General features: G+C 67.5%; 16 protein-coding genes. 5 read left to right on the top strand and 11 right to left on the bottom strand.

Annotated elements, in window-relative coordinates:
• Nucleotides 1–119 precede the first annotated feature (119 nt).
• From G6N35_RS03195 to G6N35_RS03175, 5 genes are all read right to left on the bottom strand, one after another.
• Entirely contained in the window at nucleotides 120–347 is a 228-nt protein-coding gene (locus G6N35_RS03195; protein ID WP_163802931.1) for a hypothetical protein, read from the bottom strand.
• 122 nt (nucleotides 348–469) lie between these two features.
• Entirely contained in the window at nucleotides 470–2806 is a 2337-nt protein-coding gene (locus G6N35_RS03190) for a Tex family protein (protein WP_179967436.1), read from the bottom strand.
• A gap of 93 nt (nucleotides 2807–2899) precedes the next feature.
• Nucleotides 2900–4108 (bottom strand): winged helix-turn-helix domain-containing protein, encoded by a 1209-nt coding sequence (locus tag G6N35_RS03185; protein WP_163802929.1) that lies wholly within the window; start codon nucleotides 4106–4108, stop codon nucleotides 2900–2902.
• Complete coding sequence (locus G6N35_RS03180; protein WP_163802928.1) at nucleotides 4105–4596, bottom strand: dihydrofolate reductase; 492 nt, start codon at nucleotides 4594–4596, stop codon at nucleotides 4105–4107. Before G6N35_RS03180 ends, G6N35_RS03185 begins: the two co-directional genes overlap by 4 nt.
• Complete coding sequence (locus G6N35_RS03175; RefSeq protein ID WP_163807443.1) at nucleotides 4593–5393, bottom strand: thymidylate synthase; 801 nt, start codon at nucleotides 5391–5393, stop codon at nucleotides 4593–4595. The genes G6N35_RS03180 and G6N35_RS03175 overlap by 4 nt, the downstream gene beginning before the upstream one ends.
• A 55-nt stretch (nucleotides 5394–5448) precedes the next feature.
• Here G6N35_RS03175 and G6N35_RS03170 point away from each other — a divergent pair, with 55 nt between their 5' ends.
• The gene (locus G6N35_RS03170; protein WP_163802927.1) at nucleotides 5449–6189 is read left to right on the top strand and encodes a dienelactone hydrolase family protein; all 741 of its coding nucleotides are present in this window, start codon (nucleotides 5449–5451) and stop codon (nucleotides 6187–6189) included.
• Here the strand turns inward: G6N35_RS03170 and G6N35_RS03165 are convergent.
• Nucleotides 6178–6633: a hypothetical protein gene (locus tag G6N35_RS03165; RefSeq protein ID WP_163802926.1), complete on the bottom strand. Its 456-nt coding sequence runs from the start codon at nucleotides 6631–6633 to the stop codon at nucleotides 6178–6180. The genes G6N35_RS03170 and G6N35_RS03165 overlap by 12 nt on opposite strands.
• Before the next feature lie 51 nt (nucleotides 6634–6684).
• Entirely contained in the window at nucleotides 6685–7143 is a 459-nt protein-coding gene (locus tag G6N35_RS03160; protein ID WP_163802925.1) for a flavodoxin family protein, read from the bottom strand.
• Between the two features lie 79 nt (nucleotides 7144–7222).
• Here G6N35_RS03160 and G6N35_RS03155 point away from each other — a divergent pair, with 79 nt between their 5' ends.
• A complete protein-coding gene (locus G6N35_RS03155; protein WP_163802924.1) occupies nucleotides 7223–8572 on the top strand; it encodes a WS/DGAT/MGAT family O-acyltransferase in 1350 nt (449 codons plus the stop codon).
• A gap of 13 nt (nucleotides 8573–8585) precedes the next feature.
• Here the strand turns inward: G6N35_RS03155 and G6N35_RS03150 are convergent, their stop codons facing one another.
• Genes G6N35_RS03150 through dapB form a run of 3 tightly spaced genes read right to left on the bottom strand, consistent with a single transcriptional unit; the run spans nucleotide 8586 to nucleotide 10207 of the window.
• On the bottom strand, nucleotides 8586–8975 hold the full coding sequence (locus G6N35_RS03150) for a PPOX class F420-dependent oxidoreductase (protein WP_163802923.1): 390 nt from the start codon (nucleotides 8973–8975) through the stop codon (nucleotides 8586–8588).
• A 42-nt stretch (nucleotides 8976–9017) separates the two neighbouring features.
• Nucleotides 9018–9476 (bottom strand): hypothetical protein, encoded by a 459-nt coding sequence (locus G6N35_RS03145; protein WP_179967310.1) that lies wholly within the window; start codon nucleotides 9474–9476, stop codon nucleotides 9018–9020.
• Nucleotides 9473–10207, bottom strand: coding sequence for a 4-hydroxy-tetrahydrodipicolinate reductase (dapB, locus tag G6N35_RS03140; protein ID WP_163802922.1), 735 nt, complete (start codon nucleotides 10205–10207; stop codon nucleotides 9473–9475). Before dapB ends, G6N35_RS03145 begins: the two co-directional genes overlap by 4 nt.
• 36 nt (nucleotides 10208–10243) lie before the next feature.
• Between dapB and G6N35_RS03135 the strand changes: the two genes are divergently transcribed.
• Both G6N35_RS03135 and G6N35_RS03130 read left to right on the top strand, forming a co-directional pair.
• A complete protein-coding gene (locus G6N35_RS03135; protein ID WP_163802921.1) occupies nucleotides 10244–11200 on the top strand; it encodes a haloalkane dehalogenase in 957 nt (318 codons plus the stop codon).
• A 46-nt stretch (nucleotides 11201–11246) separates the two neighbouring features.
• On the top strand, nucleotides 11247–12191 hold the full coding sequence (locus tag G6N35_RS03130) for a PE-PPE domain-containing protein (protein WP_163802920.1): 945 nt from the start codon (nucleotides 11247–11249) through the stop codon (nucleotides 12189–12191).
• A gap of 65 nt (nucleotides 12192–12256) precedes the next feature.
• Here the strand turns inward: G6N35_RS03130 and G6N35_RS03125 are convergent, their stop codons facing one another.
• A complete protein-coding gene (locus G6N35_RS03125) occupies nucleotides 12257–12769 on the bottom strand; it encodes an HTH-type transcriptional regulator AldR (protein ID WP_163802919.1) in 513 nt (170 codons plus the stop codon).
• Nucleotides 12770–12863: 94 nt separating this feature from the next.
• Here G6N35_RS03125 and ald point away from each other — a divergent pair, with 94 nt between their 5' ends.
• A complete protein-coding gene (gene ald / locus G6N35_RS03120; protein WP_163802918.1) occupies nucleotides 12864–13979 on the top strand; it encodes an alanine dehydrogenase in 1116 nt (371 codons plus the stop codon).
• Nucleotides 13980–14055: the final 76 nt, after the last annotated feature.

Below are 14055 nucleotides of genomic sequence, written 5' to 3'. Positions count from 1 at the left end.
GGTGCGCGGGGTGGCCGTCTCAGATCCGCAGCCCACGCACGACTGACCCCGCTCGACCGTGGTCGCTGGGTACGGGAAGTCGCGAAAAGCCTTACCTAGCAACCGCAGTCGGCATGCCGTCACAGTGCGGAGCGCAGCGGCACCACCAGCTCGCCCCGGTCCCCCACACTGACCGCGCCCAGGGCCAGCCAACCCGCCATCGACTGCAGCTCGGCACCGAGCGCGGGCACCACCCGCATCGCGTCGACCCCGTCCTCGGCAAAGGCGCCAATCACGTTGAGCGCACCCGCATTACGGTCAGCCTCGATTCCCGAACTGGTGGACTCCGAGGCCGAACCGCTGCGCACCGAACTGCAGCAGCAACAACAGCGGATCCGCGAGCAGTACGGTGTACTGTCCACTCGCTACCAGGAGTCCAAGGGCGACAACGACATTCCGCTGAGCTGGTCCCTCGGGTCGACTCAGTCCGTCAGCGGCCGAATCCGGCATTGCGCAACGCATCGGCCATCGACCCTGTTGCGGGGGCTGGCTTGCGACGCTCGGAGACGTTGCCGTTGCCACGCTTCGGGTTCGACCGTTTCTCCGGGGCAGGCTTGGCGCCACCGCCGCGCTCAGGGCGCTTTCCTTGCCCGCGCTGCGCGTCGTCCTTGAGACGCAGGGTCAGAGCGATACGTTGCCGATCCACATCGACGTCGAGAACCTTGACCTTCACCACCTGCCCGGACTTCACGACTTCGTGCGGATCGGACACGAATCGATCCGACATCGCCGACACATGTACCAGGCCGTCCTGGTGCACACCGACGTCAACGAAAGCACCGAACGCCGCCACGTTGGTGACGACACCCTCCAGCACCATGCCCGGCTTGAGATCGGCGACCTTCTCCACACCGGCGGCGAATGTGGCCGTCGTGAAGGCAGGCCGCGGATCGCGACCCGGCTTCTCCAACTCAGCGAGGATGTCGGTGACGGTCGGAATACCGAACCGGTCATCGGCGAACTCGGCAGGCTTCAACGTCCGCAGTGACCGCTCGTTGCCGATCAACTCAGCCAACGTCAGGCCCGATCGATCAAGGATGCGCCGCACCACCGGATAGGACTCAGGGTGCACACCGGAAGCATCGAGCGGGTCGTCACCACCACGGATTCGCAAGAATCCGGCACATTGCTCAAAAGCCTTGGGCCCCAGGCGCGGAACCTTCAAGAGCGCCTTGCGATTCGGGAACGGCCCCGTCTCGTCACGGTGGGCGACGATCGCCTCTGCCAACGACTCCGAGACACCCGAAACGCGGGCCAGCAGCGGCACTGACGCCGTATTCAGGTCGACGCCCACGGCGTTCACCGCGTCCTCGACAACCGCGTCCAGGCTGCGCGCCAAGGTGCCTGGCGTGACGTCATGTTGGTATTGGCCGACCCCGATCGACTTCGGTTCGATCTTCACCAGCTCGGCCAGCGGGTCCTGCAGCCGCCGGGCGATGGATACCGCCCCGCGCAATGTCACATCGAGCTCCGGCAGTTCGTGCGCGGCATAGGCTGATGCGGAGTAGACCGAAGCGCCCGCCTCGCTGACCACCGCCTTGGCCGGTGCCGCGCCGCCGGAGCTGCGAATATCGGCGATGAGTTCGGTTGCCAAAGCATCTGTTTCGCGTGACGCAGTGCCATTGCCTATCGCGATCAACTGCACACCGTGCCGAGCCACGAGCGCGGCAAGCGTCGCCTTGGCTTGATCCCACTGCCGTTGCGGCTGATGCGGGAAGACGGCACAGGTGTCGACGACCTTGCCGGTACCGTCCACCACCGCCACCTTGACCCCGGTCCGAAAGCCGGGGTCCAGACCCAATGTGGTGCGATCACCTGCGGGAGCCGCCAGCAGCAGATCCTTGAGGTTGCGGGCGAACACCGTCACCGCGTCGGCCTCCGCGCGTTGCCGCAGCCGCACCCGGGCGTCAATCGACGCCGATACGATCAGCCGGGTCCGCCACGCCCATTCGACGGCACCCTTCAACCATGGGGTCGCCGGGGCGTTCGCCGCCATGTCGATGCCGAGAGCCTGGGCAATCATCGCCTGGTACGGTTCGTCATCGCCGCCATCGAGAGTCAGTGAAAGGACTTGCTCCTTCTCGCCTCTCATCACCGCGAGCACTCGATGTGACGGCATGGTCTCCAGCGATTCGGAGAAGTCGAAGTAGTCTCGGAACTTCTGCCCCGCTGGAGTTTTCGCCGCTTCCTCAGACCACGGTTTGGTTCGCACTGAACCGTCCGACCAGAACTTCTCCCGAACAGCGCCCACCAATTCGGCGTTCTCCGCCGCACGCTCAACCACGATGTTTCTCGCGCCCTCGAGCGCGGCAGCGGCGTCGGCGACATCCTCGTTGAGGAATTCCGCGGCGATAGTCTCCGGGCACAGTGACGGATCAGCCAGCAGACGATCCGCCAGAGGTTCCAGACCAGCCTCACGCGCGATCTGGGCTTTGGTCCGCCGCTTGGGCTTATAGGGCAGGTAGATGTCTTCCACCCGCGCCTTCGTGTCAGCCGCGAACAGGGCGGCACGCAGCGCGTCGGTGAGCTGGCCCTGCTCCTCGATCGAGGCCAGCACCGCTGTGCGGCGCTGGTCAAGCTCGCGCAGGTACGCCAAACGCTCCTCGAGGGTGCGAAGCTGACCGTCATCGAGGCCACCGGTGACCTCCTTGCGGTAGCGGGCGATGAACGGAACCGTCGAGCCCTCGTCGAGAAGGCGCACCGCGGCAGCCACCCGAGCCTCCTCGACCTCCAGTTCGGCAGCGAGGCGGGAGTTCACGGACTTCATCACGAGGCGTTCAGACACGCGGTGAACCCTATCGAATGGCGCTGACAAGAGGTCGCTGACAGGGGGTATCGAGTGAGCAGGCCGGCTCGCGGCCTACACCACCGCGCGCAGCGGCGCAGCCAGCTCTCCCCGGTCCCCCACACTGACCGTGCCCAGGCCCAGCCAACTCGCCATCGACTGCAACTCGGCACCGAGCGCAGGCACCACGCGCGTCGCGTCGGCCCCGTCCTCGGCGAAGGCACCAATCACGTTGAGCGCACCCGCATTACGGTCGGCCTTGAGATCCACCCGCCCCACCAGTCGGCCGTCGAGCAGGAACGGCCACACGTAGTAACCGAACTTGCGTTTGGGCGCCGGGGTGTAGATCTCGATGCGGTACTCGAAACCGAACAACCGCTGGACCCGCGGCCGGAAGAAGATCAGCGGATCGAATGGGCACAGCAGCGCGGTGCCCCGTTCGGCGCGCGGCACGATCTGGCCCGCCCGCAGGTAACCGGGCGCCGACCAGCCGGCGACTTCGACCTCCTCGAGCTCGCCCTCGGCGATCAGTGCGGCCACCGCGGGTTTGCTCTGCTTGGGACTGAGCCGAAAATAATCCCGCAGATCAGGTTCGGTGGCCACGCCCAGCGCACCGGCAGCGCGCAGCACCAACTCGCGCACCGCCTCGTGATCGTCGACCTCGCGGGTGAACACCTCCGGCGGCAGTACCCGCTCGCTGAGATCGTAATGCCGGGCGAACCCAACCCGCGTCGCCGTGGTCAGGGCACCCGACGACCACAGCGCCTCGGCCACCCACTTGGTCTCGCTGCGATCCCACCAGGGACCCTTGCGGCCCCGCGGTTCCGATTCCAGGTGTGCTTCGATCTGGCCGGCGGTGCTCGGCCCGAGTTCGGCGACCGCAGCCAGGATGTTCTCGGCCAGCCGAGGATTCTTCTTGACGATCTCGGTGCCCCATCGGCCGTGGGTGTATTCGCGCATCCGCCAGCGCATCAGCGGCCAGTCCTCGACGGCCATCAGCGCGGCCTCGTGCGCCCAGTACTCGACGAGCAGCCGGGGTGAGCGGGCACTGTGGCTCCACGCGGCCTTGTCGAGCACGTCGCGGTCATACGGCCCGAGCCGGCTGAACACCGGTGCGTAGTGGGCGCGCACTGCCACCGACACCGAATCCAGTTGCAGCACCTGGATTCGCGAGATGAGCCGGCGCAGATGCGCACGGGTGACCGGTCCGCTCGGCTTCGGTTCAGCCAGACCCTGAGCCGCGACGGCGATCCGCCGGGCCTGGTCGGCGGTCAGCCGCGTCATGCCCGCAGGTAGTGATGGAACCGGTAGCGCAGACCCGAGCTACTGGTCTGCCAGTCTCCCGATGCCCCCACCCACGATTCGTCGAGCATCGGGGCCAGCGCATCTTCGTCCTCGACCCGCAGGTCGACCTCGACCTCGGTCACCTCGCAGCGGGTCGTCATCGGCAGGGCCAGGTGATAGATCTCCGACCCGCCGATCACCCACACGTTGTCCTCCTCGAGCGCCTGCTCGAGGTCGCTCACCACCGTCGCTCCGTCAGCCACGTAGTCAGCTTGCCGGGTGAGTACGACATTTTTGCGTCCTGGCAGCGGGCGCACCGCGGCAGGCAGCGACTCCCAGGTGCGCCGGCCCATCAGCACGGTGTGCCCCATGGTCAGGCCCTTGAAGCGGGCCAGGTCTTCGGGCAGACGCCAGGGGATGCCGCCGTCGCGGCCGATGACCCCGGAGGTCGACTGCGCCCAGATCAGGCCGACGCCGGAGGGCGTCATACCGCGACCGGCGCCTTGATCGCCGGGTGCGGATCGTAATTGCGGATCTCGATGTCGTCGTAGGTGTAGTCGAAGATCGAATCACGCTGGGCGAGAACGAGTTCCGGGTAGGGTCGCGGGTCGCGGCTGAGCTGCTCGGTGACCTGCTGGACGTGGTTGTCGTAGATGTGGCAATCGCCGCCGGTCCAGACGAACTCCCCCACGGCCAGCCCGGCCTGCGCGGCCATCATGTGGGTCAGCAGCGCGTAGCTGGCGATGTTGAACGGGACGCCGAGAAACAGGTCGGCGCTGCGCTGGTAGAGCTGACAGCTCAGCTTGCCGTCGGCCACGTAGAATTGGAACAGCGCGTGACAGGGCGCCAGCGCCATCTGCGGGATCTCGCCGACGTTCCAGGCCGAGACGATGTTGCGCCGGGAATCCGGATCGGTGCGCAGCAGCTCCAGTGCGTTGCTGATCTGGTCGACGTGTTCACCGGACGGAGTGGGCCACGACCGCCACTGCACACCGTAGACCGGCCCGAGATCACCTGTCGGAGAAGCCCATTCGTCCCAGATCGTCACGCCGTGCTGCTGCAGCCAGGACACGTTGGAGTCACCGCGCAGGAACCACAGCAGTTCGTAGACCACCGACTTCAGGTGCACCTTCTTGGTGGTGATCAACGGGAACCCGGCGGACAGGTCGTAGCGCAGTTGGTGACCGAACAGGCTGCGGGTACCGGTGCCGGTGCGGTCGGCTTTGGGCGTGCCCGTCTCCAGCACACGTCGCAGCAGGTCCTCGTAGGGTGTCGGAACTGGCACTGAGATCGGCACGCCGATCAGCTTACGTGCGCAGCGCAGGTGTAGAAACGATGCCATGCCGACCATCTCTGACACCGTCACCACCGCGGACGGGAGCTGCCCCGTCACCGTGGCCATCCCCGAGGGAACTGGTCCGTGGCCCGGCATCGTGATGTACCCCGACGCCGGTGGTGTTCGCGCCGCGTTCCGCGACATGGCCGCGAGGCTGGCCGGCCTGGGCTACGTGGTGCTGCTTCCCGACGTGTACTACCGGCACGGCCAGTGGGCCCCGTTCGACATGAAGACGGCGTTCAACGACGACGGCGAGCGGCAGCGGCTGTTCAGCATGCTCCGCAGCGTCACCCCTGAGGCGATGGAGACCGATGCCCGGGCCTTCTTCGACTACCTCGCGGCGCGGCCGGACGTCTCCGGTGAAGCGTTCGGCACCACCGGCTACTGCATGGGTGGGCGGACGTCACTGATCGTGGCCGGGCGGGTGCCCGAAAGGGTGGCCGCGGCGATGTCATTCCACGGCGGCGGGCTGGCCTCCGACGACGAGGGCAGCCCGCATCTGCTGGCCGACCGGATCCGCGCCGCGGTCTATGTGGGCGGAGCTGCCGACGACGCGTCGTTCACCGAGGACAACGCCGCGACGCTGGACACCGCGCTGACCGACGCTGGAGTCGAGCACACGATCGTCTGGTACCCGGCGCTACACGGCTTCGCGGTGACCGACAACGCGCCCTATGACGAGGCCGCCGCCGAGAAGCACTGGGCCGCCATGACGGATTTCTTCGGGGCGCACCTACCCCGCTGAGTCCTTCCTTCGCAGGCCACGCAGCGCGTTGATGGCGCCGCGCGCGGTGTAGAAGAACACCACGACCGACAGCAGGATCAGGAACACGAACATCGGCAGCCAGTTCGAGCGGCTGTGCGGGACATCCCACCAGACCATGGCGAACAGCACCGTACAGACGAACAGCACGACATCGCGCCAGTTGCCCTTGTAGGACACCGCGACGTCAAGCAGGTCGCGGCTCTTGTCGGTGCTGGCGATGAGGTCCCGGATGCGGCGGTCGATGCTGGCCTTCAGACTCGCGCGCAGCTCGGCGTCCTCCGGTGGGATCTTCTCGAGAAGGTCGAGATCCGAACTGATCATCCCGCGGAAGTCCGGGCCTTTCATACTGCCGGCCGCAAGACCCATCAGCGCCCCACCGGCGATCGGGGCCGCCCCAAGTGCCAGCTCAGCGATACCCGGCATCACACCGTCCTTCCGTCGCGCGTTCCCCCAGAGGGTAATGGTCGATGGGTCCTACCCCATCAGCTGCGCGGCGAGCGTCGCGCCCAGGTTCCAGCACGCCTCGAGGTCGGCCTTGGCCGGCTTTCCGGAGACCACGACAGTCTGGGCAGCCTTCTCCCAGCCCAGGCCGGTGGTGATGGCGTCGACGCCACGCTGCGCACCTTCGGTGCCCTCGTTGCCGTGTAGGTACAGCCCGAACGGCCGGCCGCGGGTGCTGTCCAGGCACGGGTAGTAGCAGACATCGAAGGCGTGCTTGAGTGCGCCGCTCATGTAGCCGAGGTTCGCCGGCGTGCCGAGCAGATAACCGTCAGCGGCCAGCATGTCGGCCGGCGATACGGTCAACGCCGGCCTGCGCACCACCTCGACCCCCTCGATGTCGGGATCGGTGGCTCCGGCGAGCACCGCCTCGAACATTTCCTGGCAGTGCGGCGACGGGGTGTGGTGGACGATCAATAGGCGCTGTACAGGCATTTTCCAGCCTTCGCAGAATGAATACATTTTCGCAGGGTTTCGCTGCGTCGGAGTCCCCGCAAGGTTACTGTGCCCAGCAGTGACGCTGTCCACGAACCACGGGGGAACGGGCGCCCACGAACCGCATGCGCCCGTCGTCACGTCACCCGACCGCCGCCGCTTGAATCGCCGTTCAGGCGAAGCGGGGCGGCGATTGGCCCCGGCCGATGCCTGGTACATCTTCGCCAAGGGCCTCAGTACCGACCAGCTGCTGGTCTATGCGTTCGACGGCATACCCGACTCGGTGGAGCACGCGGTCGAGGAGGTCTTGGCGCGGGCGCGTTCGTGTGAGGAACTTCGGCTGCGGGTTCGGCTGCGACCGGCCACCGTCGGATTCCCCTGCTGGGTGGCCGGGGAGGTGACCCACGAGCAGGTCGTGGTGCACAACGGCGCCGAACTCGACTGGTCGCACTGTCTGACAGCGGCCGGCGGAATCATCGAGGACCACCAACTGGATCCCCACCGCACGATGTGGCGGCTGCACGTCTTCGTCGGGGTCCATGGCGTTCCCGGCAGCACCGGTGGCCCCTCGACGGTGGCCATCGCGCAGATCAGCCACGCCCTGGCCGACGGCATCCGGGCTGCCGCCCTGGCCGGCTTCCTGTTCGGGCGGACCTCCGGACTGCAGCAGGTGCAACCACTGCATGTCCGATGGTCGGTATCCCGCACCATGCAGGCAATACGATTGCGGCACAGGTTGATCGAGGACACCGAGCAGGGTGAGGTACCCGCCGCAGCCGCGCCGGTTCCGGCGCTGAGTACCAACCTGAGCGCGCCCGGCCCGCCGATCCTGCACACGCTGGTACGGCATCGCTCCCAGCTGGCCGGCCCGTCGGTCACCGTCGCCGCACTGGTGGCGATCTCCGAGGCGCTGTCCGGCAATCTGCGCGAGCATGGTGAGGATCCCTCACAGCTGGCCGCGCTGGTTCCGATGGCGTATCCGGGTATGGCGCGCGCCCACAACCATTCCGGGCCCGAGTTCATCGGGCTACATCCCCATCTGGGGCGAGCCGAACGCGCCGAGCTGATCGCCACTGAGTTCGCCGACCGCAGGCGCCGCCATCACCATCCCGCGTTCGCCGCCGAGAGAGCCGCTCTCGAGTCGATGCCCGGACCGCTGCTGCGCTGGGTCGGGTCGCGGCCGAAACCCCTTGCGGTGCTGGGCAACACCGCGGTGTCCAGCGTCAACCGCGGCCCTGCTGACGTGCACTTCGGCGGCTGTCCGGTGTTCCTCAGCGCCGGGTACCCGTTCCTCACCCCCGTGATCGGACTGGCCCACGGCGTGCATGGTCTAGGCGACAGGGTGGCGATCAGCATCAACACCACCGAGTCGGCGATCGCTGACGTCGCGGGCTATCTCGACCGGCTCAACGCCGCATTGGGGCCGTGAGCCGAACGCGAGCTCAGCCCTGTGCGACGACTCGCGTCGGCCGCAAGGTCACGGCTACCCGGCCCTCGCGCGGCGCCGGGAAGGTTTCCGGATCCTGGCCATAGTGGCGGACCACCCGCTCGAACAGCTCGAGGCCGGGATCTTCACCCACCTCGACGACACCACGGATCTCCAGCGTCCGGAACGGGTTCTGCGGGTCGATGATGAACAGCGTCGCCTGCGGGCGGGCGACGACGTTCTTGTACTTCTGTCGGGCCGTCACCAACGACGTCTTCACGGTGTCACCGTCGAGGACGAACCAGATGGCAGTCACCTGCGGCGTTCCGTCGGGTCCGATGGTGGACAGGGAGGCGACGAGCGGCGCCTCGGCGAGGTCGTGGTGCGATTCGGGGATGGCGGTCATGCGGGAAACAAACCACGCCGACCGACAGTCCATTCCCACGCGTTAGGACTGTCCCGCCTGCATGCTCACCGCGGTGCGCATGGTCTCGCGGGCTCGGGTGCGATCACCGGCATAGTCGTAGGCCCGGGCCAGCCGGTACCAGCGCAGCCAGTTGTCCGGGTCAGCCTCGAGTTCCGCGCGCACCGTCTCGAACAGGGCGTCAGCGGCGTCGCGCTCGATGCGCCCGGACGGGCGCCGTGGCAGACCGCTGACGTCGAGCTCCATCCCGCTTTCGGAGGCCAGCGCCGCCAGTCGCTGGTGGGCGAAACCGGCCCGCAGCGTGGCGACCATCGCCCACAACCCCACGATCGGCAGCAACAGCACCCCGATACCCAGCGCGATGCCGGTGGCCTGGCCGGTGGCGATCAACGCCACGGCGGTGCGGCCCAGCAGCACGAAGTACACCAGCAGGGCCACGCACATCAGCCCGATGAGCAGTTGGACGCGCAGTGCGCGGTTCACAGGTCCAGCAGTGGTTCGATCCCGATGGTGAGCCCCGGCCGCTTGGCGATCTCGCGCACGCCGAGCAGCACGCCGGGCACGAATGAGGTGCGGTCCAGGCTGTCGTGGCGGATGGTCAGCGTCTCCCCCAGCGTGCCGAACAGCACCTCCTGATGGGCCACCAGTCCGGTGAGCCGTACCGAGTGCACCGGGATGCCGTCGACGTCGGCGCCACGCGCGCCCTCAAGGCCGGTACTGGTGGCATCGGGGTTGGGCGGCAAGTCTTTTCGCGCCGCAGCGATCAGCTTGGCGGTACGGGTGGCGGTACCCGACGGCGCGTCGGCCTTGTGCGGGTGGTGCAGCTCGATGACCTCCACCGACTCGAAGTACGGCGCGGCCTTCTGCGCGAAGTGCATCGAGAGCACCGCACCGATGGCGAAGTTCGGCGCGATCAGCACACCGGTGCCCGGCTTGGCGTCCAGCCAGGCCTGCACCTGCTCGATGCGCTCGTCGGTGAATCCGGTGGTGCCGACGACGGCGTGGATGCCGTTGTCGATGAGGAACGCCAAGTTGTCCATGACCACGTCGGGGTGGGTGAAGTCGATGACCACCTCGGTGCCGCTGTCGGTCAGCAGGGTCAGGTCGTCACCGGCGTCCACCTCGGCGCTCAATGTCAGATCGTCGGCGTCGCGCACCGCGCCACACATGGTGGTGCCGACCTTGCCCTTGGCACCCAGTACCCCAACTCGCATGGGGTCAGCCTAATTGCCGCAGGTTAGTGTGCGGGAATGCAGGTACTGCGCACCCCCGACGAGCGGTTCGCGAATCTCCCGGACTACCCGTTCGCGCCGAACTACCTCGAGGTGCAGGCCCGCGGGCTCCCATCCCTGCGCATGCACTATGTCGACGCCGGACCCGCCGACGGCCCGGTGGTACTGCTGATGCACGGCCAGCCCACCTGGTCCTTCCTGTACCGGCACGTCATCACCGCACTGGCCGATGCGGGTCTGCGGATGATCGCGCCGGACAACATCGGCTTCGGCCGATCCGACAAACCCGAGGACCCGACGGCCTACACCTTCGCCCGCCACGTCGGATGGGCCCGGTCCCTGGTGACCGGACTGAACCTCACCGAGGTGACGCTGGTGGTCCAGGATTGGGGCGGCCCAATCGGTTTGAGTGTGCTGGCCCGCGAACCGGATCGGTTCGCCCGCGTGCTGGCCACCAACACCATCCTGCACACCTGCGACCCGGCGCTGGCGGGCATCCTCGGCTGGGCTCACCACGGTGTGGACGGCAACCGGATGCTGCTGCAGGAGACCCTGCTGGACTACATCGCCTTCTATGCCCGCACACCCGACATCACCGCGAGCATGTTCGTCGACGCCGTCGCCGGGCCGCTGGCCGCCGGGGTGCTGGCCGGCTACGACGCGCCGTTCCCAGACGCCCGCTACCAAGCCGGCCTGCGGCAGCTGACCGCGCTGATCCCCCTGACCCGCAACGACCCCGGCGCGGCGATCGGCCGGGCAACCATGGCAGTGCTGAACGAGTGGGAAAAGCCTTTTCTGACAGCCTATTCCGACGGTGATCCGGCCACCCGCGGATGGGAGCGGGTGTTCGCCGAGCAGGTGCCCGGCGCGGGCGGACGCCGGCATCCGACGATCACCGGCGCCGGCCACTTCGTCCAGGAACAGCGGGGCCCCGAACTGGCCCGCATCATCACCGAGTTCGTCACCGAATCCTGACCCGAGCGCGCCCCTCGCGGCGTTAGGCTCGGCGCGGGGAGGTCAGATGCTCAAACACGCGGCACTGGCAACGGTGGTGAGCGCAGCCCTGATCGCGGCGGCTCCGCCGGGTCGCGCCGCTACCGTCTTGACGCTCGAGGGTGGACTCGTGGGGATGCAGCATCTGCTGCATTTCACCCCGCACCAGCTCCGGGGTGATCTGTGTGCGTCGCCCAACCGCTGCCAACCGGTCGACTACTTCGCCTTGCCCGGCGGCGCCTTCACCGATCAGGGCGCCGCCAACGTCCGAGCGGCCATCGCCGGACTTCCCGCCGACGAGCAGGTGGTGCTGTTCGGCCACAGCCAGGGCGGTCAGGTCATCTACTCCGACCTGCGGACGTGGGCTGCCGACCCGGCGCACGCCCCCGACCCCGCGCGGGTGTCGTGGGTATCGATCGGTAACCCGGAGAACCCGTACGGGGGACGGCGGCTGAGCACCGACGGTAAGGGTGTGACATGGCTGCCGCCGGACACCGCCTACCGGGGCACCGAGGTCATCCGGCAGTACGACGGCTGGGCGGATTGGCCCGATGACACCTCGAACCTGCTGGCGGTGGCCAATGCCGTCGTCGGCATGTTCACCACCCACACAGCCTATTGGAACGTCGACCTCAACGATCCGCGCAACGTCCGCTACACCCCCGACGTGAATGGCGCCCCAGGGATGGTCACCTACGTCTGGGTGCCCAACGACACGCTGCCCCTGGTCGCCTGGGCCGGACCGCTGGCACCGGCGTTGGACAACGCACTGCGTCCCATCGTCGAGAAGGCCTACCACCGTCCCGTGGAGATCCCCGATCCGACACCGCCCGCCTCGGCGGCGACGGCGACCCGATCGGCCCGGGCAGACTCGCGGCCGACGAGCCGTCCCGCCAAGGCGGCAAACGCCCACAAGGTGACCAGAGCACACACCGCCGCCCGATCAACCGGATCCTCGGCTCGCCGACAGTAACCTCACGGCGGCTTTTGGGGAGTTCGGCCGCCGTGAGGTTACTGTCGCGCCGCACCACCGCCGCACTACAGCGGGGCGGCACCTCGCAGATGCTCGAAGATCAGCGAGGTCTGGGTGCCCGCCACATCCGCGTCGGCGTTGAGGTTCTCCACCACGAACGCACGCAGATCGTCGGTGTCGCGCGCGGCCACGTGGATGATGAAGTCGTCGGCGCCGGCCAGGAAGTACACGTCCATCACCTGCGGCTTGCGCCGGATCTGCTGGATGAAGGTGCCGATCTTGCCACGGGCATTGGACTGCAGGCTCACCGAGATCATCGCCTGCAGCGACAACCCGATCGCGACCGGATCAATGTCGGCGTAGAACCCGCGGATCACCCCGAGATCCTGCAGCCGTCGCACCCGGCCGTGGCAGGTCGACGCGGCGATGCCGACGGCGTCAGCCAGGGCGCTGTTGGAAATCCGGGCGTCGGAGTGCAGCAGGGCCAGGATGCGCCGGTCGACATCGTCCAACTCGGCCCGAACATCCTTCGGCGCAACCCCAGAAGTGCTCAACGATTTCGCAGATCCTTCACCCATGGCGACACTCTAGTGAATTTTTGTCAACCTCGTTGCTTAAACTCCGCAGCTTCTTCACAATTCTTACAAGCCACCATCCGAACAAGGAGCGATCATGCGCGTCGGCATCCCGACCGAGATCAAGAACAACGAGTACCGCGTCGCCATCACCCCGGCCGGCGTGTCCGAACTGGTCCGCCGCGGCCACGACGTGCTGGTCCAGGCCGGCGCGGGTGACGGCTCGGCCATCACCGACGACGACTTCAAAGGTGCCGGCGCCCAGATCGTCAGTAGCGCCGACGACGTGTGGGCCCAGGCCGATCTGCTGCTGAAGGTCAAGGAGCCCATCGAGGCCGAATACGGCCGGATGCGCAAGGGCCAGACCCTGTTCACCTACCTGCACCTGGCGGCGTCGCGCCCGTGCACCGATGCGCTGCTGGCCTCCGGCACCACCTCGATCGCCTACGAAACCGTCCAGACTGCGGACAACGCGCTGCCACTGCTGGCCCCGATGAGTGAGGTCGCCGGTCGGTTGTCCGCTCAGGTCGGCGCCTACCACCTGATGCGCACCCAGGGCGGGCGCGGTGTGCTGATGGGCGGTGTCCCCGGTGTTGCCCCGGCCCGCGTCGTGGTGATCGGTGGCGGTATGGCCGGCGACAACGCCGCCGCCGTCGCCTGGGGCATGGGCGCGCACGTCACCGTGTTCGACCTCAACGTCAACATCCTGCGCAAGATCGACGCCGAGTACGGCGGCGCCATCGAGACCCGCTACTCCTCGCGGCTGGATCTGGAGGATGCCGTCAAGCAGGCCGATCTCGTGATCGGCGCGGTGCTGGTGCCGGGCGCCAAGGCGCCCAAGCTGGTCACCAATGAGACTGTGGCTCAGATGAAGCCGGGTTCGGTGCTGGTGGACATCGCCATCGACCAGGGTGGTTGCTTCGAGGATTCCAAGCCCACCACGCACGACAACCCGACGTTCACCGTCCACAACTCGGTGTTCTACTGCGTAGCCAACATGCCCGGCGCGGTGCCGCGCACCTCGACCTACGCGCTGACCAACGCCACCATGCCGTACGTGCTGAAGCTGGCCGACAAGGGCTGGCAGAACGCCTGCCTGGCCGACCCGGCGCTGGCCAAGGGCCTGTCGACCCATGAGGGTCAGCTGCTCAACGCCGAGGTTGCCCACGACCTCGAGCTGCCCTTCACCGATCCGGCCGGCCTGCTGGCCTGAAACCTCATGTGAGCCAACGGCTCACTGCCCCACAGCGGACCGGGACAGCTCATGGAGCGTCCCGGTTCGTTGCTGT

Origin of the sequence: Mycolicibacterium anyangense, assembly GCF_010731855.1 — a bacterium.
Classification (GTDB): domain Bacteria; phylum Actinomycetota; class Actinomycetes; order Mycobacteriales; family Mycobacteriaceae; genus Mycobacterium; species Mycobacterium anyangense.
Note: the sequence above shows the minus strand (reverse complement) of the source record. Positions and strands in the feature narration are given on the sequence as shown.